29 protein-coding genes are annotated in these 26,952 nt (G+C 41.1%); 28 read left to right on the top strand and 1 reads right to left on the bottom strand.

Annotated features, from left to right (window positions below; genetic code table 11):
• Nucleotides 1–311: 311 nt before the first annotated feature.
• The 11 genes from IEV27_RS19535 to rsmI all read left to right on the top strand — a co-directional run bounded on the left by IEV27_RS19535 (nt 312) and on the right by rsmI (nt 8,013).
• Complete coding sequence (locus tag IEV27_RS19535; RefSeq protein ID WP_188379193.1) at nt 312–494, top strand: sigma factor G inhibitor Gin; 183 nt, start codon at nt 312–314, stop codon at nt 492–494.
• A 95-nt stretch (nt 495–589) separates the two neighbouring features.
• The gene (locus IEV27_RS19530; protein ID WP_188379192.1) at nt 590–2,017 is read left to right on the top strand and encodes an aminotransferase class I/II-fold pyridoxal phosphate-dependent enzyme; all 1,428 of its coding nucleotides are present in this window, start codon (nt 590–592) and stop codon (nt 2,015–2,017) included.
• 14 nt (nt 2,018–2,031) lie between these two features.
• Nucleotides 2,032–2,664, top strand: coding sequence for a dTMP kinase (gene tmk, locus IEV27_RS19525; protein ID WP_188379191.1), 633 nt, complete (start codon nt 2,032–2,034; stop codon nt 2,662–2,664).
• 44 nt (nt 2,665–2,708) lie between these two features.
• A complete protein-coding gene (darA, locus tag IEV27_RS19520) occupies nt 2,709–3,038 on the top strand; it encodes a cyclic di-AMP receptor DarA (protein ID WP_188379190.1) in 330 nt (109 codons plus the stop codon).
• A 14-nt stretch (nt 3,039–3,052) separates the two neighbouring features.
• Complete coding sequence (locus tag IEV27_RS19515) at nt 3,053–3,493, top strand: YaaR family protein (protein WP_188379189.1); 441 nt, start codon at nt 3,053–3,055, stop codon at nt 3,491–3,493.
• Between the two features lie 13 nt (nt 3,494–3,506).
• Nucleotides 3,507–4,493 carry a DNA polymerase III subunit delta' gene (gene holB / locus IEV27_RS19510; RefSeq protein ID WP_188379188.1) on the top strand — a complete coding sequence of 329 codons (987 nt, stop codon included), beginning with the start codon at nt 3,507–3,509 and terminating at the stop codon, nt 4,491–4,493.
• Nucleotides 4,494–4,500: 7 nt separating this feature from the next.
• Nucleotides 4,501–5,328, top strand: a complete 828-nt coding sequence (locus IEV27_RS19505) for a PSP1 domain-containing protein (RefSeq protein WP_188379187.1) — start codon at nt 4,501–4,503, stop codon at nt 5,326–5,328.
• A gap of 16 nt (nt 5,329–5,344) precedes the next feature.
• Nucleotides 5,345–5,689 carry a DNA replication initiation control protein YabA gene (gene yabA / locus IEV27_RS19500; RefSeq protein WP_188379186.1) on the top strand — a complete coding sequence of 115 codons (345 nt, stop codon included), beginning with the start codon at nt 5,345–5,347 and terminating at the stop codon, nt 5,687–5,689.
• Nucleotides 5,690–6,136: 447 nt separating this feature from the next.
• Nucleotides 6,137–6,883 (top strand): tRNA1(Val) (adenine(37)-N6)-methyltransferase, encoded by a 747-nt coding sequence (locus IEV27_RS19495; protein WP_188379185.1) that lies wholly within the window; start codon nt 6,137–6,139, stop codon nt 6,881–6,883.
• Nucleotides 6,873–7,169, top strand: a complete 297-nt coding sequence (locus tag IEV27_RS19490; protein ID WP_188379184.1) for a GIY-YIG nuclease family protein — start codon at nt 6,873–6,875, stop codon at nt 7,167–7,169. The genes IEV27_RS19495 and IEV27_RS19490 overlap by 11 nt, the downstream gene beginning before the upstream one ends.
• Nucleotides 7,138–8,013 (top strand): 16S rRNA (cytidine(1402)-2'-O)-methyltransferase, encoded by an 876-nt coding sequence (rsmI, locus tag IEV27_RS19485; RefSeq protein WP_188379183.1) that lies wholly within the window; start codon nt 7,138–7,140, stop codon nt 8,011–8,013. The genes IEV27_RS19490 and rsmI overlap by 32 nt, the downstream gene beginning before the upstream one ends.
• 98 nt (nt 8,014–8,111) lie before the next feature.
• Here rsmI and abrB read toward each other — a convergent pair whose 3' ends face one another.
• Entirely contained in the window at nt 8,112–8,393 is a 282-nt protein-coding gene (gene abrB / locus IEV27_RS19480; RefSeq protein WP_188379182.1) for a transition state genes transcriptional regulator AbrB, read from the bottom strand.
• 413 nt (nt 8,394–8,806) lie between these two features.
• On the opposite strand from abrB, the gene metG reads away from it, so the two are divergent.
• From metG to mfd, 17 genes are all read left to right on the top strand, one after another.
• A complete protein-coding gene (metG, locus tag IEV27_RS19475; RefSeq protein ID WP_188379181.1) occupies nt 8,807–10,762 on the top strand; it encodes a methionine--tRNA ligase in 1,956 nt (651 codons plus the stop codon).
• 82 nt (nt 10,763–10,844) lie between these two features.
• Nucleotides 10,845–11,615: a TatD family hydrolase gene (locus IEV27_RS19470; RefSeq protein WP_188379180.1), complete on the top strand. Its 771-nt coding sequence runs from the start codon at nt 10,845–10,847 to the stop codon at nt 11,613–11,615.
• 209 nt (nt 11,616–11,824) lie between these two features.
• Nucleotides 11,825–13,117, top strand: a complete 1,293-nt coding sequence (locus IEV27_RS20040) for a G5 and 3D domain-containing protein (protein ID WP_188379179.1) — start codon at nt 11,825–11,827, stop codon at nt 13,115–13,117.
• 95 nt (nt 13,118–13,212) lie between these two features.
• Nucleotides 13,213–13,776: a ribonuclease M5 gene (gene rnmV / locus IEV27_RS19460; RefSeq protein ID WP_188379178.1), complete on the top strand. Its 564-nt coding sequence runs from the start codon at nt 13,213–13,215 to the stop codon at nt 13,774–13,776.
• Nucleotides 13,766–14,638, top strand: coding sequence for a 16S rRNA (adenine(1518)-N(6)/adenine(1519)-N(6))-dimethyltransferase RsmA (rsmA, locus tag IEV27_RS19455; protein ID WP_188379177.1), 873 nt, complete (start codon nt 13,766–13,768; stop codon nt 14,636–14,638). The genes rnmV and rsmA overlap by 11 nt, the downstream gene beginning before the upstream one ends.
• 50 nt (nt 14,639–14,688) lie before the next feature.
• Nucleotides 14,689–15,567 carry a sporulation peptidase YabG gene (gene yabG, locus IEV27_RS19450; protein ID WP_188379176.1) on the top strand — a complete coding sequence of 293 codons (879 nt, stop codon included), beginning with the start codon at nt 14,689–14,691 and terminating at the stop codon, nt 15,565–15,567.
• A gap of 196 nt (nt 15,568–15,763) precedes the next feature.
• Nucleotides 15,764–16,024, top strand: coding sequence for a biofilm formation stimulator Veg (gene veg / locus IEV27_RS19445; RefSeq protein ID WP_101847154.1), 261 nt, complete (start codon nt 15,764–15,766; stop codon nt 16,022–16,024).
• Nucleotides 16,025–16,311: 287 nt separating this feature from the next.
• Nucleotides 16,312–16,488 (top strand): small, acid-soluble spore protein, alpha/beta type, encoded by a 177-nt coding sequence (locus IEV27_RS19440; RefSeq protein ID WP_188379175.1) that lies wholly within the window; start codon nt 16,312–16,314, stop codon nt 16,486–16,488.
• A 271-nt stretch (nt 16,489–16,759) separates the two neighbouring features.
• Nucleotides 16,760–17,629, top strand: coding sequence for a 4-(cytidine 5'-diphospho)-2-C-methyl-D-erythritol kinase (ispE, locus tag IEV27_RS19435; RefSeq protein ID WP_188379174.1), 870 nt, complete (start codon nt 16,760–16,762; stop codon nt 17,627–17,629).
• Between the two features lie 58 nt (nt 17,630–17,687).
• A complete protein-coding gene (purR, locus tag IEV27_RS19430) occupies nt 17,688–18,509 on the top strand; it encodes a pur operon repressor (RefSeq protein WP_188379173.1) in 822 nt (273 codons plus the stop codon).
• Between the two features lie 193 nt (nt 18,510–18,702).
• The gene (spoVG, locus tag IEV27_RS19425; RefSeq protein ID WP_188379172.1) at nt 18,703–18,999 is read left to right on the top strand and encodes a septation regulator SpoVG; all 297 of its coding nucleotides are present in this window, start codon (nt 18,703–18,705) and stop codon (nt 18,997–18,999) included.
• A gap of 175 nt (nt 19,000–19,174) precedes the next feature.
• Nucleotides 19,175–20,551 carry a bifunctional UDP-N-acetylglucosamine diphosphorylase/glucosamine-1-phosphate N-acetyltransferase GlmU gene (gene glmU / locus IEV27_RS19420; RefSeq protein ID WP_188379171.1) on the top strand — a complete coding sequence of 459 codons (1,377 nt, stop codon included), beginning with the start codon at nt 19,175–19,177 and terminating at the stop codon, nt 20,549–20,551.
• Between the two features lie 16 nt (nt 20,552–20,567).
• A complete protein-coding gene (locus tag IEV27_RS19415; RefSeq protein ID WP_188379170.1) occupies nt 20,568–21,521 on the top strand; it encodes a ribose-phosphate diphosphokinase in 954 nt (317 codons plus the stop codon).
• Between the two features lie 89 nt (nt 21,522–21,610).
• Complete coding sequence (locus IEV27_RS19410; RefSeq protein ID WP_188379169.1) at nt 21,611–22,285, top strand: 50S ribosomal protein L25/general stress protein Ctc; 675 nt, start codon at nt 21,611–21,613, stop codon at nt 22,283–22,285.
• 133 nt (nt 22,286–22,418) lie between these two features.
• On the top strand, nt 22,419–22,982 hold the full coding sequence (gene pth / locus IEV27_RS19405; RefSeq protein ID WP_188379168.1) for an aminoacyl-tRNA hydrolase: 564 nt from the start codon (nt 22,419–22,421) through the stop codon (nt 22,980–22,982).
• Nucleotides 22,983–23,050: 68 nt separating this feature from the next.
• Entirely contained in the window at nt 23,051–23,281 is a 231-nt protein-coding gene (gene fin / locus IEV27_RS19400; RefSeq protein ID WP_188379167.1) for an anti-sigma-F factor Fin, read from the top strand.
• 49 nt (nt 23,282–23,330) lie between these two features.
• The gene (gene mfd, locus IEV27_RS19395; RefSeq protein WP_188379166.1) at nt 23,331–26,867 is read left to right on the top strand and encodes a transcription-repair coupling factor; all 3,537 of its coding nucleotides are present in this window, start codon (nt 23,331–23,333) and stop codon (nt 26,865–26,867) included.
• Nucleotides 26,868–26,952: the final 85 nt, after the last annotated feature.

Here is a 26,952-nt window from a genome sequence, read left to right as displayed (position 1 = left end):
GTGAGAGTAGGACGCTGCCACGTTAACGTAAACCGAAAGCATATGCTTTCGGTTTTTTTGATGTATTCATATAAGTTCATCTTACTTTTTACTCTAGGCAAACATGAAGAAACCTTATCCTCACAAATTTTCATCCATCTAAGCTTTTTTGACAGACTTTTTAGTTTTACAGGATAATGGAAAAGCCCTCTTCTGCTAACTTATAAACTCTACCTTACTTTTTTTAAAAAATAGTATAGGATTCATAGATTAGGAGATACTAGGGATATAGCAAGCTTGTCTTATAAAAGACAGCGTGAGGAGGCTGGAGAATGAAAAGTACAGACTGTTGTAGTATTTGTTCAAAACAGACAGACGATGGCATCTATTTACTCCGCATTTATATTTGTTCTTCTTGTGAAAAAGAAATGATTCATACGTCCACGGATGATCCTAAGTATAAATTTTATATTGAACAAATGAATAAAGCTCACCGAGCGATGATTTATTCATAGCTGCTACCTTCCACTCCTATTAAAATAGGAGTGGTTTTTTTTCGTTTGTTTCGTGTAGCATATAGGATAGATAATGAAAGTAGAAGGTGATTGCCATGCAATATAAAGGTCAAAAAACTCCACTATATGATCGGTTGATTGAACATACAAAGCGAGATCCTTTATCGTTTCATGTTCCAGGGCATAAGTTCGGAGAAGTATTTCCTTCAAAAGGAAAAAGGACGTTCAAAGATATACTTTCTATCGATGCGACAGAGATTACGGGTATGGATGATTTACATGCGGCTGAAGAAGTTATCGACGAGGCTCAAAAGTTAGCAGCCGATTTTTTTGGTGCTGATGAGACTTATTTTTTAGTGAATGGAAGTACATCAGGAAACTTAGCTGCTATTTTAGCAACGTGCCGTTCGGGAGATCAGGTACTCGTCCAACGTAACTGCCATAAGTCTATTATGCATGGGATCGAATTAGCAGGAGCTCATCCTGTTTTCTTCACTCCGGAATATGAGCATGAAACGAATCGTTATACGTGTATTCATGAAGGAATGATCAAAGAAGCGTTGCACCATACTCCCCGTGTTGCAGCGGTCATTTTAACGTACCCTGACTATTTTGGACGTACCTATCCGATCGAAGAAGTGATTACGGCTATTCATGAGTACAATATTCCTGTTATTGTAGATGAAGCTCACGGGGTACATTTTTCTTTAGGCCCTCCTTTTCCTAAGTCTTCATTACATGCGGGAGCTGATATTGTCGTGCAGTCGGCTCACAAGATGGCGCCCGCTATGACAATGTCTTCTTTTTTACATACGTTAGGCTCTCGCGTAAATAAATCTCGTTTAACGTATTATTTACAAGTGTTTCAATCGAGTAGTCCTTCCTATCCATTAATGGCTAGTTTAGACTTGTCACGTCTATTTTTAGAAACATTTAAAGAAAGAGAGAAAGAAAAGCTGCTTTCTTATCTCTCTGAGATAAGGGAAGCTTTTAGTGCAGTCGATGCTCCCTTCTGCGTGCTGCCTGTAACAGAACGTGATGATCTGTTAAAACTCACTCTTGAGACAAAAGAGGGCTGGACGGGGTTTGAAGTTGCAGAAGTGTTGGAATCTGTCGGCATTTATCCTGAGCTTGCTACTACTGAACAGGTTTTGTTAGTTTGCGGGCTTGCTCCAAGCTTTGATTTAGGTCTTTTAAAGAAACGGTTAGGCAAGATGAATTGGCAATTAAAAATTGGGAAGGGGCATGATACAATAAAGAAAGAACAACTTTTATTTCCAAAGGTTCAATCCTTGGATTTAAGTTATCAAGATATGCAACAGGCCACCCCTGAATTTGTAAGCTGGTCTGCAGCTGCTGGACGAATTTGTGCAGAGGCTGTGGTACCTTATCCTCCAGGTATTCCTTTTATTTTAAAAGGGGAGCGGATGACGGAGCAGCAAGTGAGAAGCGTTCGCGCATTACTAGAGCAAAACACGCGCTTTCAGAACACGTATATTGAACAGGGGACTTGGGTGTTTTAAAGGAGAATGGTTTAGTGAAGGGACTTTTTGTTACGTTTGAAGGCGGCGATGGAGCCGGTAAATCTTCTATTTTAAAAATCATTTGCGAGGAATTAAGAAGCCAGGGGTTATCCGTATTAGAAACGAGAGAGCCAGGCGGCATTCACATTGCCGAACGGATTCGTCAAGTGATTCTAGATAAAACTCACACCAGCATGGATGGGCGAACAGAAGCTTTATTATACGCAGCAGCAAGAAGACAGCACCTTGTTGAGAAGGTCATTCCTGCTTTGAATGAAGGCAAAGTTGTCTTATGTGATCGATTTATAGATTCGAGTCTTGCTTACCAGGGGCATGCCCGTGGTTTAGGTATGGAAGAGGTTTATCGAATTAATAAGTTTGCAATTGAAGATCGTATGCCAGATGTCACGTTATTCTTCAATATTGAACCTTCCAAGGGACTTCAACGTATTGCCAGTAATGAGGAGAGGGAGAAAAACCGACTGGATTTGGAGGAGCTCGATTTTCACGAGAAGGTGTACGAAGCGTACTTACAACTGCTTCAACAGTACCCTGAACGTATGAGATCAATCGATGCTGATCAACCTATGAATAGGGTGAAAGAAGCCGCTATGACCGCGCTTCAGCCATTTTTATCAAATCACTGAGTTTGATATAATAGTAAAAAAATCCTATAGGAGGTTTTCTTCTCATGAAGATGATCATTGCGATTGTTCAAGATAAAGATAGTAATCGTCTGACAGATGCTCTATCAGAGAATAATTTAAAGACAACCAAATTATCAACTACAGGCGGATTTTTACGAGAAGGAAATACGACGTTTATGATTGGCTGCGATGATGGTGACGTAGATGATGCGTTAGATATCATTCGTAAAAATTGCAGCCAGCGTGAACAAATGGTTGCTCCGATTTCTCCAATGGGCGGCAATGCTGACTCCTACATTCCGAAGCCAGTAAAGGTAGAAGTGGGCGGAGCTACAGTGTTCGTGCTGCCAATCGATTCATTTTTTCAGTTTTAAAAAGGAGTTCACTTATGAAAATCACGCAGGATGTGCGGACACAACTCGAAGGAGCGAAGCAGCAATCTCAGTTAAACAATAGAGGGCGGCAAAATTTTGACTCCATGGTTCATTCTCAAACGAAACAGCTTCAAGAAAATCAATTGAACCAGTTAATGCAGAGCATTTCAACTCAAGGAGAAAAGGTTGCTCGCTTTCGTTCGTTTCGTGATTTAGCTAAGTACAAACGAATGATAAAGGACTTTGTTGAAGAAGCTGTACAATACGGCTATCACGTGAAGCAAAGCCACAGCTTTGATATCCAAGGGCGCGGCCGAAAGTTAACGATTGTCGAATCGGTCGATGATCGATTGGCTGAGTTGACAGAAGCTGTGATGGACCAAGAAAGGAATTCGATTGATTTACTGGGCATTATCGGAGAAATTAAAGGGTTGTTAATTAACTTGTATACTTAAGGACGGAAAGCTTATGTCAACATGGACAGAAATAAAAGAAATACAGCCTTTAGTTACTCAAATGCTTACCAACAGCTTTAAAAAAGAGCGAATCTCGCATGCGTACCTTTTTCAAGGTGATCGAGGGACAGGAAAGCGTGAAATGAGTACCTTATTTGCGAAAAGCATTTTTTGCAAAAACAGAGACGGCGTTGAGCCTTGCCAGCAATGTCTCGAATGTAAGCGGATTGATTCAGGAAACCACCCTGACCTGCATTGGGTGGAGCCTGATGGTCAATCCATCAAAAAAGAACAAATCCTTAATTTACAAAAGGAATTCACATATACAGGGCTTGAATCCAATCGAAAAGTTTATATTATTGTTGATGCTGATAAAATGACAACCAATGCTTCTAATCGTTTGCTTAAATTTTTAGAGGAGCCGAGTCAGCAGACAACGGCCATCCTTTTGACAGAAAATAGCCAGGCGATGTTGAATACGATTCGCTCCAGGTGTCAGCTGCTTGCCTTTCAGCCCTTACATCCTGAGCGAGTGGAGCATCAGCTTGAGGAGCAGGGAGTCTCGCAATCCAATGCTAGAATTCTCGCTGCTTTGACAAATAATTTAGCTGAAGCTCAAGAATTAAATGACGATGAGTGGTTTGCTAATGTGCGAAAATTAGTGATACAATTAGTTGAAGTGCTTCTTCATAAACCTAACGAAGGACTTTTATTTATCAACCATCAGTGGATGCCTCACTTTAAAGAAAGAAAACAGTTACAGATAGGTTTAGATGTTCTGATGCTTTGGTTCCATGATTTAATTCATTATAATTTGGACCGGGAACAAGCGATTGTTTTTCAACAAGAGAGAGAAAAAAGGGAACAAGCCTCATTACATTGGTCACGACAATCTGCTGCTCATTCTTTAGCTTTAATTTTAGAGGCGAAACGAAAAATAAATCAGAATGTCCATCCGACACTCGTGATGGAGCAACTTACACTTCAACTGCAGAGGTGATTATATAGTGATCGAAGTTGTAGGTGTCCGATTCAAACAGGCGGGAAAAATATATTATTTTGATCCTGGTCCTAATCATCTAACAACAGATGATTATGTCATTGTAGAAACAGTACGCGGGATCGAATTCGGTAAAGTCGTTATAAGTAATCGAGAGGTAGACGAAGAAGATGTCGTTTTACCTTTGAAAAAGGTTATGCGTACAGCCGATGAGAAAGATAAATTGTCAGTAGACGAAAACCAAGAGATTTCTCAAGAAGCCTATCGAGTTTGTGTGGGTAAAATTCGTGAACATAAATTAGACATGAACTTAGTCGATGTAGAATATACGTTTGACCGTAAGAAAGTGATTTTTTACTTTACCGCAGACGGTCGAGTGGATTTTAGAACATTGGTGAAAGACTTAGCGTCTGTATTTAAAACACGGATCGAATTACGACAAATTGGAGTACGTGACGAAGCAAAAATGCTGGGAGGCATCGGACCTTGTGGACGAATGCTTTGCTGTTCCACTTTTTTAGGTGATTTTGAACCTGTATCCATAAAAATGGCAAAGGATCAGAATTTGTCCTTAAATCCAGCGAAGATCTCCGGTCTGTGCGGACGTCTCATGTGCTGCTTGAAGTATGAAAACGATGAGTATGAATCCGCTAAGCGAGACCTTCCAGACATAGGGGAAAACATAGCAACTTCCTACGGTAAAGGTAAGGTTGTAGGTCTTAATATGTTAGAGCGTCTTGTTCAAGTTGAATTTCGTGAACAGGAGCGTACGCTGGAATATTCCTTACAGGAGCTGATCGATGAAGGTATCGTTCAAACCGAAGCCACAGAATGACGGGGTGGAGTCAAGCGTGAACAAGAAAGCTATATTTGAACAAGTATCTCATTTAGAAACGCAGATTGGCGAGCTCTATGAACAATTGGGTGACTTAAAAAAGCAGCTTGCTTATTTACTAGAAGAAAATCAGCACTTGTCGCTTGAAAATCATCATTTACGTCAACGTTTAGACCGGGAAAGTGAAAGTGTTCAACAGGCTGATTCTAAAGCAAAAAGTGAGAAGGGAGCCGTTGTCGGAGAAGGATATGACAATCTGGCTCGCTTATACGAAGAAGGCTTTCATATTTGTAATTTGCATTTTGGCAGTCCACGTGATGAAGATTGTTTGTTTTGCCTCTCCTTTTTGAATAAGAAATAATAATTTTGGTCCAAGCCTTTCCTTAAGCAACATGAGGAAAGGCTCTCTTTTTAGGTTAAATACAGATCAAATAAGGATATTAGTAGTAAAACACCCTTATTTAGAAGAATGGTTTCGTTATTTTTGAATGATCATAAAAAGAGCATTCTAGAAAGGTTCTACAATGGGGGATTGAGCCATTTTTACGCTGTTTCTGAATAAAATTGAACTTGTGTAATCGCGAAGCTTATAACGTAAGGAGCGTTGGGGAACGGGGAGACTCCTGTGGGAAAAAGTACATGGTGAGACCCCGGAGGGCAAAAAGCCCGAGGAGGCTCACCGTACTCCCACGGAAAGCGAGTCGTTCCCCCACGTTCCTTCTCCACACAGACGTAAAGAAAATTAGGTGGATATTTGTTAGTAAGTAACAAAATAGAAGACCGTTAAAATTAAAGGAAGTGCAGATTTATGGTGAAGTTGAAAGGCGATGAGCGCATTGACTTTTTATTAGCAGAAGAGAATATGAGGATTATCCAGAGTGATCAAGTTTTTGCGTTTTCCATCGACGCGGTACTGCTGGCTCGGTTTACTTCCGTGCCTAGAACACGCGGGAAAATTTTAGATCTTTGTACGGGGAACGGCGTGATTCCTTTGTTTTTATCGAGAAGGTCTAACGTCTCCATTACGGGGGTGGAGATTCAAGAACGCCTTTATGATATGGCTGTTCGAAACATTGAACTCAATCAGCTGGAAGATCAGTTGGATATGGTCCATGGAGATCTTAAAGACATGCCTAAAAGATTGGGCAATGGGAAATATGACCTTGTCACTTGTAATCCTCCTTACTTTCCAACTCCAGCCAATGATAAACGAAACAGCAACGAGCATTTAGCCATCGCTCGTCATGAAATTTACTGTTCTCTAGAAGATGCGGTTAAAGCATGCAGCCGCCTGACTAAATCAGGAGGAAAAGTTTCGATGGTCCATCGGCCGGGGCGCCTTGCGGATATTATTCATTTATTTCGAAAGTACCAGCTAGAGCCAAAGCGGATTCAACTGGTACATCCAAAACAAGGAAAAGAAGCGAATGTACTTTTAATTGAGGGAGCTCGTGATGGAAAACCTGATTTAAAGATTTTACCTCCTCTTTTTACCCATAAGGAAAATGGAGAGTATAGTGAAGAATTTAGGGAGATTCTATATCATGGAAAGTAATTATTATGTTTATATCATTCGTTGTAAGGATAAATCCCTTTATACAGGGTATACGAATGACTTAGCTGGCCGCCTGCAAAAGCATGCTCAAGGTAAAGGAGCAAAGTATACAAGAGGTCGCGGTCCTTTTATCTTGGAATATTGTCAGACCTATGAAACAAAAGGTGAAGCAATGAGGCAGGAATATTGGATTAAGCAGTTATCTCGTCTAAGGAAAGAAGCCTGGATTAGAGAGCAGGAGGGAGGTTTACAGCATGAATATTCAAAAGAGCTACACGAATCATGAGGGAAAAGGAACCCTTTATATTGTTCCTACACCCATAGGCAATTTGGATGATATGACCTATCGTGCAGTGTCTGTCTTACATGAGGCAAAAGCTATTGCAGCAGAAGATACACGAAATACAAAGAAGCTTCTTCATTATTTTGAAATAACAACTCCGCTGATCAGCTACCATGAGCATAATAAACAAACGAGGGGACCACAGCTTATTAGCCGTCTACAAGAAGGAGACGATTTAGCGGTCGTTAGCGATGCGGGGATGCCGGGAATATCTGATCCCGGTGCTGATCTCGTACGAATGGCAACGGAAGAAAATATCCCCGTCGTTGTCCTTCCCGGTGCGAATGCAGCGCTTCCTGCACTCGTAGGATCAGGACTTTCGACGGATCAATTTTTATTTTGTGGCTTTTTGCCACGTAAGAAAAAAGAGCGGCTGGCGGTCTTAGAATCATTGCAAAACCATCAAGCGACGCTTATCTTTTACGAATCTCCTCATCGATTAAAAGAGATGCTGCAGCATGTTCATCAACAATTTGGGAACCGTCGTGCGGCTCTCGTTCGTGAGTTAACGAAAAAATACGAAGAGTATGTACGTGGTACGCTTGAGGAATTAATACAATGGTCGGTCAAAGAAGAAATTCGAGGAGAATTTTGTGTCATTGTTGAGGGAACCGATGAAGTCGAAGAAGAAGATGCATTCTGGTGGACTCATTTATCTATTACTGAGCACGTCGATTATTATGTGAAAGAAAATGATCTAAAATCCAAAGAAGCGATTAAACAAACGGCAGTCGATCGTAAAATGCAAAAACGAGAGGTTTATCAGGCGTATCATGTGCACGATTAAAAAAGATGCCCTTACTGCTTTATGCAGTAAGGGCTTTTGTCCGAGCATATGTCAAATTAATGTAACTATTAATTAACCAGTAGTGTTAAAGAATCTCTTTATTTTCTGTCTAATTGACCTTGAATTTCTTGAAGAAGCATTTGCGCTCCCTCTTTGCTTAATACAAGATTGCCATTGGCAAGCTTCATGTTCTCGTCAGACACTTCCCCAGTGACGTGACAAGTCATGTTCGGCTTATATTTTTTTAGAACAATGCGGTCATCGTCAACGTAAATCTCTAATGCGTCTTTTTCGTTAATTCCTAGTGTGCGACGGAGTTCAATCGGGATTACTACGCGACCTAACTCGTCGACCTTACGTACAATACCTGTAGATTTCATTTTTTTGTCTCCCCTCAATCAAAAGTTATTCGTCAAATATCGACATATGTCTCGCACTATATAGTACCAACGTTTCCCAAAGCTGTCAATTCACATAATTTCCAAAATCACTTTGAAAAATATACCTTTATGGGTATATTAAAATGAATGCAAAATTACTTTTTGGAAGGTTGAATTCTGATTCTTCTACATTCATACATTCCAAAAATGGTTTATATATCCAATGGGATATAATTGTAGTTTACCAGATTATGACTTCCCTTGATACAAATTTGCACCAGTAAAATGACAGATTTTTTGACATTTTCGTGAAGGATTCGGTATATTTTAGAGTTAGATATGGATATACAGAAATTAACCGAAAAGAATGGTACAATACACTGTATGAATGTTGAAAACAAGGAGGGCACATGATGTCAGAAGAGAAAAAGACCTTTTACATTAGTACACCAATTTATTACCCAAGCGGTAACTTGCATATAGGCCACGCTTACACTACAGTGGCGGGAGACGCAATGGCACGTTATAAGCGTCTTCGTGGATATGATGTCATGTATCTGACTGGAACGGACGAGCACGGACAAAAAATTCAGCGAAAAGCTGAAGAGGCCGGGGTTACCCCACAGGCTTATGTAGATGATATTGTATCTGGCATTAAGAACCTTTGGGATAAACTTGATATCTCTTACGATGATTTCATCCGTACCACCCAGGATCGTCATAAAAAAGTAGTCGCTAAGATTTTCGATTACTTATTAAAGAAAGGCGACATCTACTTAGATGAATACGAAGGATGGTATTGTACGCCGTGTGAATCTTTTTTTACTGAAAGACAGCTAGAAGATGGGCATTGCCCAGATTGTGGCGGTACAGTAGAGAAGGTTAAAGAAGAATCCTATTTCTTTAAAATGAGCAAGTACGTCGACCAGCTTCTCGAGTTTTATGAGAACAATCCAACGTTCATTCAGCCTGAGAGCCGTAAAAATGAAATGATTAATAATTTCATTAAACCGGGGTTAGAAGATTTAGCGGTTTCTAGAACGACGTTTGATTGGGGTGTAAAAGTTCCAGCTAATGAAAAACACGTCGTTTATGTTTGGATTGATGCCCTAAGTAACTATATTTCTGCTTTAGGGTATGACAGTGATAATGACGAACTTTATCAAAAATATTGGCCGGCTGATGTCCACCTGGTTGGAAAGGAAATCGTTCGTTTCCATACGATTTATTGGCCTATTATGCTTATGGCACTTGATTTGCCGTTACCGAAAAAAGTTTTCGCCCACGGCTGGATCCTCATGAAGGACGGTAAAATGTCTAAGTCAAAAGGAAATGTAGTAGACCCTGTTCAACTAAGTGACCGATACGGCCTTGATGCACTGCGTTATTACTTGCTGCGTGAAGTACCGTTTGGTTCTGATGGTGTCTTTACTCCTGAAGCCTTCGTAGAACGTACAAATTACGATTTGGCTAATGACTTAGGAAACCTTCTTAACCGTACCGTAGCTATGATTAGTAAATATTTTGACGGAGAAATTCCAAAGCTTACGTTGTCTGAGGATGAATACGACAAAAACTTAGAAAACTTAGCTGCAGAGACTAAGGCAGCCGTTGAAAGCTCACTGGAAAACATGGAGTTTTCCGTTGCCCTTGCAGACCTTTGGAAGTTTGTGAGCCGAACGAATAAATATATTGATGAGACCCAGCCCTGGGTATTAGCGAAAGATGAAGCGCAAAAAGATCGTTTAGGAAATGTGATGGCGCACCTTGCTGAATCACTTCGCCATATCGCGGTTATGCTTCAGCCATTTTTAACAGAGACGCCAGAGAAGATCTTTTCACAACTCGGCATTTCTAACGCTAAGGATAAAGAGTGGGATAGCATTGCAGAGTTCAAAGGGCGGCCGGCCAATGTTCAAAAAGATCAACCCATCTTTCCGCGTCTTGAGGCCGAAGAAGAAGTACAAATCATTAAGGATATGATGAAGAAGCCTGCAGCCCCTGCGCCGGAAAAGAAAGCAGAAGAGAAGAAAGACCAGCCGGAAGAGGTAACGATTGATGACTTCATGAAGCTTGATTTCCGTGTGGCAGAGGTTACGAAAGTAGAAAAAGTTAAAAAGGCGGACAAGCTTCTTAAGCTTCAGCTGGATCTCGGTGAAGAAAAACGTCAGGTTGTTTCTGGTATTGCCGAGCATTACGGGGAAGAAGAGCTTACAGGTAAAAAGGTGATTTGTGTAACAAACTTAAAACCTGTGAAACTGCGCGGAGAACTTTCCCAGGGCATGATTTTAGCTGGACAGGATGATCAAGGGAAGTTAGCATTAGCTTCTATTGACCAAACCCTTCCAAACGGTGCGAAAGTTAAATAATAAAGACTGTGGAAACAAACAATGGGGAAAAGCGATAACGAAGCTTTTCCCTTTTCTTATCATGTGAATGAGGAGGATTATCATGTTATTTGATACACATGTTCATTTGAATGCGGACCAATTTGCTGATGATTTAGAGGAAACAATCACAAGGGCGCGTGAAGCGGGTGTGAAGTATATGACCGTCGTTGGCTTTGATCGAAAAACCATCCCGTTAGCGATTCAAATCGCTGAAGATAACGATCATATCTACGCAGCAGTAGGATGGCATCCTGTAGATGCGATCGACATGACAGATGAAGATTTACAATGGATTGAAGAATTGTCCTCTCATCCAAAAGTTGTAGCTATTGGAGAAATGGGGCTTGACTATCATTGGGACAAGTCACCAGCAGACGTGCAAAAAGAAGTATTCAGAAAGCAAATCCAACTCGCCAAAAAAGTGAATATGCCCATCATTATTCATAACCGCGAGGCGACGGATGACATTGTAGAAATTTTAAAAGAAGAAAACGCAGCTGAAGTTGGAGGCATTATGCATTGCTATAGCGGACCGGTCGAAACAGCAAAGGAATGCATTGATATGAATTTCATGATTTCCCTTGGAGGACCTGTAACCTTTAAAAATGCGAAGCTGCCTAAAGAAGTAGCAGAAGCCATTGATTTAGATCATTTGCTTGTCGAAACCGATTGCCCATTTTTAGCTCCACATCCGAATCGCGGCAAACGTAACGAGCCTGCTTACGTTAAGCTTGTGGCTGAACAGGTAGCTGAAATTAAGGGGTTAACGTATGAAGAAGTAAGTAAACGTACAACAGAAAATGCGCTGCAGTTTTTCCGGATTAAGTCGTAATTTGGAGGACTTTAGCACTAATATTACAACTAACGTTCCATCTGTATAGGAATTGTAACATGTCTGTTATGTTAATCGAATAGGTAAAAGTGCATAATGTTAAGAGTCAGCAGTTGAATGCTGACTCTTTTTTATTTCGAAAGATATCAATTGAAAAATGATTGTCATATTTTTAGAAAAACGTGGACGAAAGAAAGGAGGAAGGAACTATGAAAATTATGAAGAACATGAAAGCAGTAATAAGTTCTATGGTGCTGTGGACGTTTATAATTTCAGCCTTTACGATTACTTTTCTAGGATTCGTTACGTATGAAGCAACGAAAGCTTCGGTTAAGGTGACACAAAACGGGGAAACTCAAGTGATTCGCACTCATGCCCATACGTTTAAAGATTTATTACAAGAACTTGATGTAACGCCTGCAGCACATGACCGGCTTTCACATGAACTATCTGAACCGATCGAATACGGAATGGATGTCGAATACATAGCATCTAAATCCATCAATGTAGCCATAAATAACGATACAAAACAATTTCATACGACTGCTTCCACGGTTGGAGAATTCTTTGATGAACAAGAATTTGAGTGGGAAGCGCATGACGAAATCTCGCATGAATCAAATGATCCGATTCAGGATGATATGGGGATCTCGATCAACAAAGCCATTCAAGTGACAGTAAATGATGGTGGCGAAGAAGAGAAAGTGTGGACAACGGCTTCCACAGTAGATGAATTTTTAGATGAAGAAGGTATCAAACTTTCTAAGCTGGACGAACTGAATAAAAATGAACAGGATTCTTTAGAGCAGGATTCTCGTCTAACGATTACTCGAATCGAAAGAAAGACGGAAACGATTGAAGAGGAGGTTGAATATAAAGTAGTAAAAGAGAAGGATGACTCCTTACCAAATGGCGAGGAAAAAGTAGTTACTTCTGGAGAAGATGGGAAGGTAACGAAAGAATACGAAATTACTCTTAAAAATGGGGAAGAATCTGAGAAAAAACTGGTAAACGAAGAGGTAGAGAAAGAAAGTATTGATGAGGTCGTAGCCTTAGGAACTAAAAAGGAGCAGCCTAAGTCTGAACCTAAACAGCCAAAAGCAGACAAACCTGATGAATCCGAGTCATCTGAACCTACTCTAGTTTCCACATCTTCTTCATCCGACTCTAGCTCTTCAAACGAGACGGTTTCTAGAGGAGAAGAAAGTGAATCAAAGACATTACACATGAAAGCTACGGCCTATACAGCGGATTGCACGGGATGTTCCGGTAAGACCGCAACAGGGGTGGATTTAAATGCAAATCCTGATAAAAAAGTAGTGGCTGTAGATCCAAGTGTTATCCCTTTAGGGAGTAAAGTCTGGGTAGAGGGATACGGAACAGCAGTTGCTGCAGATACTGGCGGTGCAATCAAAGGAAATAAGATTGACGTGCATGTTCCTTCTTCTGCTGAAGCTAAAAGCTTCGGAAGAAAAACGGTTGAAGTAAAAGTGTTAGATTAAAGTTAACCATACGTAAGCAGAGGAAGGGCGTTTCCTCTGCTTTTTTTCTATGCTATGCTATGAAAGATTATATGAGTTTTGTGGAGGATATACGATTGAAAATTAAAGAAGTAATCGTTGTGGAAGGCCGAGATGATACGGCAAGGGTTAGACAAGCGGTGGAAGCGGATACCATTGAAACCAACGGATCTGCTATTGATGAAGAAGTGTTAGAACGAATTGCTATCGCTCAGCAAAAAAGAGGCGTCATTATATTTACGGATCCTGATTTTCCAGGTGAGCGGATCCGCCATATCGTAGCGGAACACGTTCCTGGATGTAAGCACGCTTTTTTACCTAAAGAATCGGCGAGAGCCAAACGAAATAAAGGGGTCGGTGTAGAGCATGCCAGTATTGAAGATATTAAGCAGGCTTTACAGGGCGTTTATGAGTTGACGGATGAGGAAGCGGGAACGATAGAAAAAGAGGAACTCATCGCCTATGGTTTGATCGGCGGCCCTAAAGCTGGCCAGCGCCGGGAGAAGCTCGGAGTCGCTCTTCGTATTGGAAAAACGAATGGAAAGCAACTTTTGAAGCGCTTGAATATGTTTCAAATATCAAAAGAGCAATTAAAAGAGACAATGAATCAAATTGTTCAGGAGGAAAAAGATGAAAAATAAAGCGGTGGCCACACCAACACGGACGAAAGAAATTCTTGAAACGTATGGCTTTGCGTTTAAGAAAAGCTTAGGGCAAAATTTTTTAATCGACGTCAATATTTTAAAGAATATTATCGAGCACGCGGGCATTGATCGAGAAGCCGGTGCTATTGAAATTGGACCAGGCATCGGGGCGTTAACGGAACAGCTGGCGATCCATGCCGATCGTGTAGTAGCATTTGAGATTGATCAACGACTTCTCCCGATCTTAGAAGATACACTAGCTGATTATGATAATGTAGCGGTGATTAATAAAGACATTCTTCAAGCTGATGTCAATGAGGTAATCGCTGCCCAATTTAAAGAAGGACAGCCTATTAAAGTTGTCGCTAACCTTCCCTATTACATTACTACCCCGATCTTAATGAAGCTTTTAATGGGCCGGCTGCCTGTTGAAAGTATTACAGTTATGATTCAAAAAGAAGTGGCTGAACGGATGGCTGCTTCACCAAACACGAAGAGTTACGGCTCATTATCGATCGCTGTGCAGTATTATACGGAAGCGGAAGTATCTATGAACGTACCAAAAACCGTGTTTATGCCTCAACCTAATGTGGATTCTTCCGTTTTACATTTAAAGATGCGCGAGGAACCGCCTGTCCAAGTCGAAAATGAAGAATTTTTCTTTGATCTTGTGCAGGCTACGTTTGGACAAAGAAGAAAAACTTTAATGAATAACTTAGCTCGCCACTTTAAAGAATCAATGGATAAGCAAGAGATCAGAAAGCGTCTTGAAGCTGCAGAAATCGATCCAGGACGTCGAGGAGAGTCGTTATCCATGGAAGAATTCGCCGTACTAGCTCACTACTTTTACGAAAAGTAACAGGAAGAGAACTCCCACATAGACTAATGTAGTGCTTGCTGTGAGGTGGGATGCGGGTGTTAACAACTGGAGACCTAGTAACAAGAAAATCTTATAATCACGACGTTTTATTTCGAGTGTTCTCTATAGAAGGCTCAATGGTTAAATTAATTGGTGAAGATATACGTCTTCAAGCAGATGCTCCTTTAGAGGATTTAAAAAAAGTCTCAGGATCTGAATACGAAGAGAGAAAATCACATATAAATAAACAAGAGGCTTGTTCTTATCGTCTCTTTCGTCAAGACTACCGCCTTCTTAAGGAAAAGCGGGAGGTGGAAGCAGGAGGCGGGTATGAAGAACTTGAAGAAAAATCGAATTATTTTCAAATCTCCCCAAGAATCCTTCATATTGACGGTGATCCGTTATTTCTAAAGAAATGCGTTCAATTGTATGAGCAGTTGGGTCTTCAAGTCCATGGGCAATACATTCAAGAAAAAAATATGCCTTCTGAGGTTCCTGCTCTCGTGCAGAAGATTCATCCCGAAATCGTGGTGTTAACAGGCCATGATGCCTATTCAAAAGCAAAAGGTTCAGTAAGGGAACTGGACTCATATCGCAACTCCAAGTACTTTGTGGAAGCGGTACGCAACTTAAGGCAAGACTATCCTCATTTTGACCACTTAGTAATATTTGCAGGCGCTTGTCAATCGCATTTTGAGTCCATTATTAAAGCAGGAGCAAATTTTGCAAGCTCGCCAGCAAGGGTCAACATCCATGCTATTGATCCAGTATATGTAGCAGCACGTGTAGCTTATACGTCTTTTATGGATCATATTAATATTTGGGAAGTTGTGCGGAATACCATTAGTGGAGAAAAAGGTTTAGGCGGACTTCAAACAAGAGGGCTGCTTAGAATTGGAATGCCTTATTCGGAAGATGTCGAAAAATAACGCAATATGACTGAGTGTAAAGGGTAATACCGATGATTGTCTACTGACAAAAGAATTTACTATAAAAATTTATAAATAACCTCCAATCCATGAACTATTGTATTGACATCGAATTTAGCATACTGTTATAATTATATATTTTATTTGACTTTGTCTGGAGAAAATGATATATTTATCATTAGTGAGGTGGAGTATAGTGGCTAAAACGTTAGTAGAAATCAAACAATCCCTTGAGGGGCAAATTGGAAAACGTTTAACATTAAAAGCGAACGGTGGACGCCGTAAGACCATTGAACGATCTGGTGTTCTTGCTGAGACATATCCAGCCGTTTTTATTGTTGAATTAGACCAAGACGAAAATGCTTTCGAACGTGTATCATATAGTTATGCAGATGTACTCACAGAGACAGTCGAACTAAGCTTTGACGACCTATCAACAATGGCTATGGAGCAGTAAACCTACGGGGTTGCTGCTTTTTTTCTTGGGGAGAAAAAGAAAAAACAGTATAACATCTTTTAATATTAAGTGAGCAAATGAGGTACCAGGTACCGGAATACATATAGTTGCTTTCTAAACCATATTTAACTTTCCGGTACCTGGTACCATGAGCACCAACCAATGATGGAGAAGATACCGTGAGCGCCAACCTCCCTCTCTTTCCTTTTTCTACATCACATTAACCCTCAATCCCTGCACATACTAACCTTGTCGTAGCTAAGTGATGGCGAAAGGAGCTGAAGGCGATGGGACGTAGAAGTATGATGTCCGATTCGTTGAAAGAAGAAATCGCAAAAGAACTTGGGTTTTACGACAAAGTTCAGAAAGATGGATGGGGCGGTATTACGACTCGTGATGCCGGAAATATGGTGAAGCGTGCTATTCAGATGGCTGAAGAGCAAATGATGAAAGATCAGCAGTAAAAAAAGCAGCCCAGCGAAAAACCTTTCGCTGGGCTGCTGGTGTTTAACTGTATTTAACTAAAGAGAGTATAACGAGGTACCAGGTACCGGAATACATATTTTGCTTCTTGAGTCACATTTAGCTTTCCGGTACCTGGTACCATTGAGCACACACCATAGGAAGAGAGAAAATAATAAACACTCATTTCGACTGGTCCCATTGAGCACTACCTCTCTTTATTTATAATGTGGTACAATGCTGAAAGGGATTATGAGAGAAGGGGGTGTACGTGTGGTTGTTTTAGAGAAGGCACCGGCCAAAATTAATTTGTCACTTGATGTGTTACATAAAAGAAATGATGGATTCCATGAAGTGGAAATGGTAATGACTACTGTCGATCTTGCCGACCGCATTGAATTAACACTGTTAGATCAGGACAAAATTAAAGTTGTTTCTGAAAGCCGATTTGTACCTAATGATGAACGTAATTTAGCATACAGAGCGGCTAAGCTGATGAAAGAACACTTCCAAGTAAAGCAAGGAGTAAGAATCTTTATTGAGAAAAACATACCCGTAGCGGCTGGATTAGCTGGAGGAAGTAGTGATGCAGCTGCAGTACTTCGCGGAGTTAATAAATTGTGGGGTCTTGAAGCTGACATAGATGAGCTTGCTGAATTAGGGGCTGAAATAGGCTCTGATGTATCGTTTTGCGTATATGGAGGAACGGCGTTGGCAAAAGGACGAGGAGAAAAAATTACGCATTTACCTTCTCCACCACCTTGCTGGGTCGTTTTAGCTAAGCCGGCGATCGGGGTTTCCACACAAACGGTTTATCAAAAGTTGAACATTAAGCAAGCGGAGCACCCTGATACACAAGCTATGATTAAAGCGTTAGAAGAAAAAGACTTTGCAGGCATTTGTACGCACGTAGCCAACACATTAGAAGGGGTTACCACTAAACTTCATCCGGAAGTAAACCAAATAAAAGAAAAAATGAGCGAGGCTGGAGCTGACGCTGTATTAATGAGTGGCAGTGGTCCTACAGTATTTGCTCTCGTCGCTCAAGACGCAAGAGTTCATCGGATTTATAATTCGTTAAAAGGCTTTTGTCCGGAAGTGCATATTGTGAGAATGTTAGGAAATCGAGAAACCACTTGCTAAAATCCGTACGAATCTGATATATTTATTAATAATATTCGGATTTTGGGGTGTCTTTTTTATGAAAAGAAGTGAACGATTAGTTGCTATGACCCATTATGTGCTCGACCGGCCTCGGGAATTAATTTCTTTGCCTTTCTTATCGGAGAATTATAAAGCCGCTAAGTCTTCCATTAGTGAAGATTTAGGGATTGTGAACAAAATATTCCAGCAAGAAGGGATTGGATATTTAGAAACCGTCTCTGGTGCAGCAGGTGGCGTGAAGTATATTCCTGCGTTTTCTACAAGCTACAGCGAACAATTCGTCCTTGAATTATGCCGTCGATTGGAAGATCCAGAAAGGCTTCTCCCAGGCGGGTATTTATTTATGAGCGATTTACTTGGTGAACCGGATACCATTAGGAATATTGGTCGTTTGTTAGCTTCTGCTTTTGCCGACAGAGAAATTGATGCGGTAATGACAGTAGCAACAAAAGGGATTCCTCTTGCTTACGCAGTGGCCTCTTATCTAAACGTTCCAGTCGTCATTGTGAGACGTGATCCAAAGGTGACAGAGGGATCAACGGTGAGTATTAATTATGTGTCTGGTTCAACAAGAAAAATTCAAACCATGGTCCTGACTAAACGGTCTTTAAGGGAAGGGTCCAAAGTTTGTATTATAGATGATTTTATGAAAGCCGGGGGCACCATTAATGGGATGAAGAGCCTCCTTAAAGAATTCAATGCTGAAGTTGCGGGGATTGGTGTTTTAGCTGAAGCAGAAGATGAAGAAGAAGACCGTGTCATTGATGATCATGTATCCCTCGTTCAAATCATGAATGTGGATGACCGGAAATCAAAGATTGAAGTGCATCCGGGGAACTTCCTAAAGCAAACGGAATAAAAAATTTAAAAAATTTCTACCAGTAAAGAAAGCCGTGAACCGTTGGTGTAAAGGCTTTCTTTTTGTGTGTCTAAAGTCTTATAAAACTTCAAAATTATTGATCGCTAATTTTTTTTGGAAATTAAGCAGGAATTTTTGGTGGTTTGTGGAATTTATTTAGTAAGTTCTTTTTGGGAAAAGGTGGTGAACTTTAATGGAAGTAACTGACGTAAGACTGCGACGCGTAAATACCGAAGGAAGAATGCGAGCAATTGCTTCTATTACCTTGGATCAGGAGTTTGTTGTCCATGACATTAGGGTGATTGATGGCAACAATGGCCTATTTGTAGCCATGCCAAGTAAGCGTACTCCTGATGGGGAATTCCGTGATATTGCACACCCGATCAATTCGGGAACGCGAGGTAAGATTCAAGATGCTGTTCTTGAAGAGTACCATAAAGTAGGGGAAACGGAATCAGAAGTTGAATATGAAGAAGCAGGCGCTTCGTAACCGCTTGTCAAATAGAAGTCTGACCTTCAAGGGGGGGTCTGGCTTCTTTTTTTGTATACATAAAGGACGTGAGGCGTAAGAATTCGTGACTACTTGCTTTTAAAGGGATGTTTGTTGAAATTGCGCCTATTTTAAGATATTATTCATAGTGGATAAATAGGATGGAGGTTGCTTCATGACCCAAAAATATGCAGTTGTATTAGCCGCTGGCCAAGGAACGCGAATGAAGTCAAAACTATACAAGGTTTTGCACCCTGTTTGCGGTAAACCAATGGTTCAACATGTGGTTGATCAATTAAATAAGCTTGAATTAGATGAATTAATTAGTGTTGTAGGTTTTGGCGCTGAAAAAGTCCAGGATCAGCTTGGTGATAAGAGTCACTATGTCGTTCAAAAAGAACAGCTTGGTACGGGCCATGCGGTTCAACAAGCAGAAGACATTTTGGCAAATAAAGAAGGTGTAACGATCGTTGCTTGCGGTGACACTCCTTTACTAACAAAGGAAACACTGCAAAATATGATGAATCATCACATTGAAACTGGAGCGAAGGCAACGATATTAACCGCTCATGCTGAAGATCCAACAGGATACGGCCGTATTATTCGCGGTGGCAATGGACAAGTGGAGCGTATTGTTGAGCAAAAAGATGCTTCTGAAGATGAGCAAGCCGTTCAGGAAATTAACACAGGAACGTATTGCTTTGATAACAAGGAGCTTTTTGAATCACTTCAAAATGTGTCTAATGATAACGCTCAAGGGGAATACTACCTTCCGGACGTCATTCAAATTCTTCAAAGTCAAGGCGAGGTCATCAGCGCCTATCAGACAACGGATTTTTCAGAATCCTTAGGGGTAAATGACCGTGTAGCGTTGTCACAAGCTGAGAAAATGATGAAACAGCGTATTAACGAAACGCATATGCGTAACGGTGTATCGATCATTGATCCAGAGAATACTTATATTGGTCCTGACGTCACATTTGGTCAAGATGTGACCGTGTATCCTGGTTCTATCATTGATGGAGACAGTTACATTGAAGACGATGCCATCATAGGGCCGCACTCGAACATCACCCAATGTAATGTTGGAGAAGCAACGGTCATTAAACAAAGTGTAGCTACGAACAGCAAAATTGGAGCTCGTGTTCAAATCGGACCATTTGCTCACATTCGCCCAGACTCTGACTTAGGAAATGACGTGAAGATCGGTAACTTTGTAGAAGTGAAAAAAGCTGGATTCGGCGACGGAAGTAAAGCCTCTCACTTAAGCTACATTGGCGACGCTAATGTAGGCACCGGAGTGAACATTGGGTGTGGTACAATAACAGTGAACTACGACGGCCATAATAAATTCTTGACGACAATCGAAGATGATGCCTTTATTGGATGTAACTCAAACTTGGTGGCTCCGGTCACTGTAGGCAAAGGAGCATATGTTGCAGCGGGATCTACGATTAATCAAGACGTACCTGCGGAGGCTTTGTCCATTGCCAGGTCTCGTCAAACGAATAAAGAAGGCTATGCTACTAAATTCCAGAATAAAAAAGACTAACGGAGGGTTCAAATCCATGGCAACTGGATATAAGGATTCAGCATTAAAGGTATTCTCTCTTAACTCAAACCCTGAGCTTGCTAAAGAAATTGCTGAGAATATCGGGACAGAATTAGGGAAGTGTACAGTCACTAGCTTCAGTGATGGGGAAATTCAGATTAATATCGATGAAAGTATTCGTGGATGTGACGTTTATGTCGTGCAATCGACATGTGCTCCGGTCAATCAACATATTATGGAACTGTTAATTATGATTGATGCGTTAAAACGTGCGTCTGCAAGGTCGATTAATATTGTTATGCCTTATTACGGATATGCAAGACAGGATCGAAAAGCAAGAGCGAGGGAGCCTATTACAGCGAAACTTATCGCTAACTTGCTTGAAACGGCTGGAGCGTCCCGAGTGATTATGCTGGATCTGCATGCACCACAAATTCAAGGATTTTTCGATATGCCAATTGACCACCTTGTAGGTGTGCCAATCTTATCCGATTACTTCAAATCGAAAAACTTCGATGATGTGGTCATCGTTTCACCAGACCACGGTGGTGTAACGAGAGCCCGTAAGATGGCTGACCGCTTAAAGGCTCCAATTGCCATCATTGATAAGCGCCGTCCTAAGCCTAACGTAGCCGAGGTTATGAATATCGTAGGTAACGTTGAAGGGAAAACGGCCATTATGATTGATGATATTATTGATACAGCGGGAACGATTACGCTCGCAGCCAATGCTCTAGTGGAAAATGGAGCAAAGAACGTGTATGCTTGTTGTACACACCCTGTTCTTTCAGGTCCTGCACTGGAGCGAATTGAAAATTCTAAGATCAAAGAGTTAGTTGTAACGAATACAATTCCACTTGGAGAAGAAAAAACTATCGATAACATCACACAACTCTCCGTTGCCCCGCTTATTAGTGAGGCGATTATCCGTGTGCATGAGCGACAATCTGTAAGCATCTTGTTTGATTAAGAACGACTTTTGTAATGAAAAATGTTTAACTTCTGTTAGAAAAGGGAACCTGAATATAATGAATGGTTAATTAACTGGAGGAGATTATTTTGGCAATTACATTAAAAGCAAATCAAAGAAAAGATCTAAAACAATCAGTGACACGTGAACTACGACACGAAGGAAACGTTCCTGGTGTTGTATATGGTAAAGATAAAGAACCTGTAAACGTTGCAGTTAACAGCCTCGAACTGTTAAAGACAGTACGTGACGAAGGTAAAAACGCAATTATTTCACTAGATATTGATGAAGGATCAACAGTCAATGTTATGCTTCATGAATATCAAATTGATCCGTTAAAGGACGAGCTTATTCATGCTGACTTCTATATTGTTAACATGTCCGAAGAGATGGATGTAGAAGTTCCAGTACGCCTGGAAGGTGAAGCAGCAGGAGCTAAAGAAGGCGGCGTTGTACAACAGCCGTTATATGATTTAGCTATTCGTGCGAAACCGGGTGACATTCCTGAAGAAATCGTTGTAGATGTTTCTGAGTTAAACATTGGAGACGCCGTTATGGTTGGTGATCTAAAGGAATCTCGCAAGTATGAGATTACGGAAGATGAAAACACGACCATCGTTTCTGTCACTCCGCCGGAAGAAATGCCGGAAGAGCCAGACTTGGAGAATGCAGATGCTGAACCTGAGCGTGTCGGTGAAGATGCCGATGAAGAAGGCGCTGAATCTGGTGATAACGAGGAAAATAACGAAAACGACGATAAATAATCTTATAGTAGAAGCATAGGGCGTAGCCGATGGTTGCGCTCTTTTTTTACGTAAACAGCATTCTGACAATTTTTTTATCATAGATTTGTTATAATGAAGCGAGTATGAATGACAGGGTAAAGGAAGATCATATATGAAGTGTATTGTTGGATTAGGAAATCCAGGTAAAAAATATGATAAAACGCGTCACAATATCGGTTTTATGATTCTCGATGAATTAGCGAAACAAAACCACTGGACCATCTCCCAAGATAAGTTTAAAGGACAATATACGGTCGAGCATGTAAATGGAGAAAAGATTCTGTTGCTGAAGCCTCAAACGTATATGAACCTATCTGGTGAATCGCTTCGTTTATTCATGGATTATTATGAGATAGAGGAAGAAGATGTACTCGTCATATACGACGATTTAGATCTGCCTCCAGGAAAAATCAGGCTTCGCCAAAAAGGTGGACATGGTGGTCATAATGGCATTCGTAATATTATCACTCACCTTGGTACGAAAGATTTTAATCGTTTGCGCGTGGGTGTTGGACGGCCAAGTGGCTCGACGACGGTAGTAGACTATGTACTTAGTCCATTTAGCAAAGAGCAGCAAGGTCCAGTAAGTGAAGCGATCACTCAATCTGTAAAAGCCTGTGAATCTTGGATGGAGCAGTCTTTTAACGAAGTAATGAATGACTTTAATGTAAAATAAGAACTGTATAACCTTGCAAAAAGCCGGCAACAATAGTGACATGTACTGCTAACAAGGAGAGTGTATGTATGCAAATCAACTATATATGCCGGCATTGTCAACGCCAAGTAGGAAAACTAGATCGTGAAAGGGTCGAGGTTTCTGAGCTTGGCTTAGAGTGTTTGTCAGAAGATGATCATAGAGAAATGATTACGTATGATCGTGAAGGGAATATGAACATCAAGACGATATGTGATTCGTGTGAGCGATCCCTTCAACAGCATCCTCATTATCATGAGTTAGACTTTTTTATTCAGTAAACCAGGACGTCTCCTCTCAAGAGCGTTCATGGTGGTGGAGGAGTATGTTATGGACGGTATTAAAGAGTATTTGTATCCTCAAGATGATATTCATTCAGTGGTCGAAGGTTTCCAATCTGGTATGAGAGAGCAAATGGTGGCTGGGTTGTCGGGAGCTTCTCGAAGTGTAATGATTTCATTGCTTCGCGAATCCTTAGAACGTCCTGTATTAGTTGTTACCCATCAGCTGATCCAAGCTCAACAGCTATATGATGATTTAGCGGAGCTTAGCGATAAAGAACAAGTTTCCCTTTATCCAGTCAATGAGCTGATCGCCTCTGAAATTGCAGTGGCTAGTCCAGAGTTAAGAAGTCAACGAATTGAGGCTTTAAGTCAATGGCTGCATCAGGATTCCGGCATTCTCATTGCCCCTGTTGCCGCTTTAAAACGGATTATGCCGCCAAAACATTATTGGGAGCACAATATGCTCCCTTTTCGTGTTGGTGAAGAAATTAATTTGGATGGATATTTAAACCGTTTTGTCAGTATGGGCTATGAACGAACGGATATGGTGGCGAGTCCCGGCGAATTCTCTGTTCGTGGAGGCATAATAGACGTCTATCCATTAACAGCTGAATATCCTTATCGTATTGAACTGTTCGATACCGAGGTAGACTCCATCCGAACGTTTGATTCTGAAACGCAGCGATCGCAGGATAAATTTGATTTTGTTCAAGTAGGACCTGCAACTGAAATGTTGTTAACCGAAGAGGACTTTACAAGGGCTTCCCATAAACTAGAGGAAGCGTTGAGTCACTCATTGCAAAAGCTGACAAAATCAGAAGCCAAGGAAACACTAACTTCATATATTGAGCGTGATATAGAGCAATTGCAGCACCGTGAAAGATTTCAGGAAATGTATAAATATATCGGGTATTTTTATGAAAAACCCGTTAGTTTACTAGATTATTTACCAGACAACGGATTAATTGTTCTAGATGAAATGAGTCGAATTCAAGAAACGGCTGGACGACTCGATCAAGAAGAAGCGGAGTGGCACAACAGTCTGCTAGAGGTTAATCAGATGGTACGTGATCTTCGTATATCTTTTGATTGGCATGATACATGGGCGAACATGCAGCAGACTAAGCTTTACTTATCTGTATTTATGCGTCACATACCTAATACTCAGCCGCAAAATATCGTCAACATCTCCAGCCGCCAAATGCAGCAATTTCATGGGCAGATGAATTTGCTGAAGACAGAAATGGACCGCTGGATGAAGCAAGGGTACAGCGTGATTATTTTAGCTCCTGATGAGACGAGGGCAGAGAAGATTCATTCTGTACTTCTTGACTACCAAATGGAGGCTGTTGTAGCTAAGCAACAGCCTAAGCTCCCTGTTGATATTCCCACCATTGTCAAAGGCAATATTAGCAGTGGATTTGAATGGCCGATGCATAAATTAGCCGTTTTGACAGAGAATGAATTGTTCAAGAAACGTACAGCAAAGCCGAAAAGACGGCAAAAGCTGTCGAACGCCGAACGAATTAAGAACTATCAAGAGTTAAAGGTCGGCGATTATGTTGTTCATGCGAACCATGGAATTGGGAAGTACATCGGAATAGAGACACTAAAAGTAGGCGATAGCCATAAGGATTTTCTTATGGTGAAGTACTCTGGAAATGATAAGCTTTTCGTTCCCATTGATCAGATTGATCTCATTCAAAAATATGTTGGCTCTGAAGGCAAAGAGCCCAAAGTATATAAGCTTGGCGGCAGCGAGTGGACGAAGGTTAAGAGTCGTGTTCAATCCTCGGTTGAGGACATTGCAGATGACCTCATTCAACTTTATGCTGAACGAGAAGCATCCAAAGGACACGCGTTCGATGACGATGGTGAAATGCAGCGTGATTTCGAAGCTGCCTTTCCCTATGAGGAAACAGAGGATCAAATCCGCTGTATTGAAGAGATTAAAGAAGATATGCAGAGAATTCGCCCAATGGACCGTCTACTTTGTGGAGACGTGGGATATGGGAAGACAGAAGTTGCGATTCGGGCGGCCTTTAAAGCAGTGGAGAATGGGAAACAGGTCGCGTTACTTGTACCAACTACAATTTTGGCGCAGCAGCATTTTGAAACGATGCAGGAAAGGTTTCAGGACTTTGGCATTAACATTGGACTGCTTAGTCGGTTCCGAACGAAAAAGCAGCAAAAAGAAACGACAGACCGCATCCGTAAAGGTCTAATCGATATTGTGGTAGGAACGCACCGCATCTTATCGAAGGACATTCAGTTTAAAGACTTAGGCTTACTCATTGTGGATGAAGAGCAGCGTTTTGGTGTGAAGCACAAAGAAAAGATTAAACAATTGAAGGCTAACGTAGACGTGTTAACTTTAACAGCTACGCCTATTCCAAGAACGCTGCATATGTCAATGTTAGGGGTAAGAGATTTATCTGTCATTGAAACACCGCCTGAGAACCGCTTCCCCATCCAGACCTATGTTCTTGAATATAACCCTGTATTCATGAGGGAAGCTGTCGAGCGCGAGATGGCGAGGGATGGTCAGGTATTCTTCCTGTTTAATCGAGTGGAAAATATCGAAAGAATGGCACAGGAAATATCAGCCCTTGTTCCAGAAGCGAGAGTGGCATTTGCCCATGGGCAAATGAATGAAACGGAGCTTGAGAATGTGATGTTCTCCTTTCTTGAAGGGGAATTCGATGTTCTCGTCAGCACAACGATTATTGAAACAGGCGTGGATATTCCAAATGTAAACACCCTTATCGTATTTGACGCTGATCGAATGGGGCTTAGTCAGCTATACCAGCTAAGGGGAAGAGTGGGACGTTCCAACCGCGTCGCCTACGCTTATTTCACCTACCAAAAAGATAAAGTGTTAACCGAAGTAGCAGAGAAACGGTTACAGGCTATTAAAGAGTTCACTGAATTGGGATCTGGATTTAAAATTGCAATGCGTGATTTATCTATTCGAGGAGCCGGGAATCTGTTAGGTGCCCAGCAGCATGGCTTTATTGATTCCGTTGGGTTTGACATGTATTCTCAAATGCTGAAAGACGCTATTGAAGCCAAACGTCAAGGTAAAGAACCCGAAGCTGTGCAGCCATTCCAAACAGAACTCGATCTCAATATTGATGCGTACATTCCTGAAGAATATATCTCGGATGAAAAACAAAAAATTGATATGTATAAGCAGTTTCAAGCGATTGAATCAGTGGAAGATATCCATGATCTACGAGATGAACTTATCGACCGTTTTGGTGATTACCCAGACGAGGTAGAGAACTTATTCCGTGTCTCTTCAATCAAATACTACGCCAAGCAAGCCCGGATTGAATCCATATCCGAGAAAAAGAGAAAAATTGAAATGCTGATGGAGTCTAGTCAAAGTCAGCAAGTTGATGGTGCTAAGTTATTTGAAGTGGCTAACGAATATGGCCGCATGATTCAACTGGGAACCGAAGATGGTCAATTGAAAGTAACGATTACATGGGACCGTCAATCGGCATTGAAGCGCTATGATGTAGTGGAAGAATTTCTAGAAAAGCTTCCACAATTAACGCGAGAAGCAACAAGTGCATAATAAAAAGGCGCCTTCTTAAACAGAAGGATGCCTGAGGCTGTCAAAAAAGCTGGAATGCATGTAAATAGGAGCAGGAAAAGTGTTG

It is taken from the genome of Halobacillus andaensis, assembly GCF_014636475.1.
Taxonomy (GTDB): domain Bacteria; phylum Bacillota; class Bacilli; order Bacillales; family Halobacillaceae; genus Halobacillus_A; species Halobacillus_A andaensis.
This window is presented reverse-complemented; position numbering and strand designations above follow the sequence as displayed.

Excerpts from the sequence above, each read along its gene's own strand:
- pth (WP_188379168.1), top strand. The coding sequence starts at position 22,419 with ATGAAGTGTATTGTTGGATTAGGAAATCCAGGTAAAAAATATGATAAA.
- abrB (WP_188379182.1), bottom strand. The coding sequence starts at position 8,393 with ATGAAATCTACAGGTATTGTACGTAAGGTCGACGAGTTAGGTCGCGTA.
- IEV27_RS19535 (WP_188379193.1), top strand. The coding sequence starts at position 312 with ATGAAAAGTACAGACTGTTGTAGTATTTGTTCAAAACAGACAGACGAT.
- glmU (WP_188379171.1), top strand. The coding sequence starts at position 19,175 with ATGACCCAAAAATATGCAGTTGTATTAGCCGCTGGCCAAGGAACGCGA.
- IEV27_RS20040 (WP_188379179.1), top strand. The coding sequence starts at position 11,825 with ATGAAAATTATGAAGAACATGAAAGCAGTAATAAGTTCTATGGTGCTG.
- IEV27_RS19440 (WP_188379175.1), top strand. The coding sequence starts at position 16,312 with ATGGGACGTAGAAGTATGATGTCCGATTCGTTGAAAGAAGAAATCGCA.
- IEV27_RS19470 (WP_188379180.1), top strand. The coding sequence starts at position 10,845 with ATGTTATTTGATACACATGTTCATTTGAATGCGGACCAATTTGCTGAT.
- mfd (WP_188379166.1), top strand. The coding sequence starts at position 23,331 with ATGGACGGTATTAAAGAGTATTTGTATCCTCAAGATGATATTCATTCA.
- darA (WP_188379190.1), top strand. The coding sequence starts at position 2,709 with ATGAAGATGATCATTGCGATTGTTCAAGATAAAGATAGTAATCGTCTG.
- IEV27_RS19495 (WP_188379185.1), top strand. The coding sequence starts at position 6,137 with ATGGTGAAGTTGAAAGGCGATGAGCGCATTGACTTTTTATTAGCAGAA.
- yabG (WP_188379176.1), top strand. The coding sequence starts at position 14,689 with ATGCGGGTGTTAACAACTGGAGACCTAGTAACAAGAAAATCTTATAAT.
- holB (WP_188379188.1), top strand. The coding sequence starts at position 3,507 with ATGTCAACATGGACAGAAATAAAAGAAATACAGCCTTTAGTTACTCAA.
- IEV27_RS19490 (WP_188379184.1), top strand. The coding sequence starts at position 6,873 with ATGGAAAGTAATTATTATGTTTATATCATTCGTTGTAAGGATAAATCC.
- metG (WP_188379181.1), top strand. The coding sequence starts at position 8,807 with ATGTCAGAAGAGAAAAAGACCTTTTACATTAGTACACCAATTTATTAC.
- IEV27_RS19530 (WP_188379192.1), top strand. The coding sequence starts at position 590 with ATGCAATATAAAGGTCAAAAAACTCCACTATATGATCGGTTGATTGAA.
- rsmI (WP_188379183.1), top strand. The coding sequence starts at position 7,138 with ATGAATATTCAAAAGAGCTACACGAATCATGAGGGAAAAGGAACCCTT.
- spoVG (WP_188379172.1), top strand. The coding sequence starts at position 18,703 with ATGGAAGTAACTGACGTAAGACTGCGACGCGTAAATACCGAAGGAAGA.
- purR (WP_188379173.1), top strand. The coding sequence starts at position 17,688 with ATGAAAAGAAGTGAACGATTAGTTGCTATGACCCATTATGTGCTCGAC.
- rsmA (WP_188379177.1), top strand. The coding sequence starts at position 13,766 with ATGAAAAATAAAGCGGTGGCCACACCAACACGGACGAAAGAAATTCTT.
- IEV27_RS19515 (WP_188379189.1), top strand. The coding sequence starts at position 3,053 with ATGAAAATCACGCAGGATGTGCGGACACAACTCGAAGGAGCGAAGCAG.
- fin (WP_188379167.1), top strand. The coding sequence starts at position 23,051 with ATGCAAATCAACTATATATGCCGGCATTGTCAACGCCAAGTAGGAAAA.
- IEV27_RS19415 (WP_188379170.1), top strand. The coding sequence starts at position 20,568 with ATGGCAACTGGATATAAGGATTCAGCATTAAAGGTATTCTCTCTTAAC.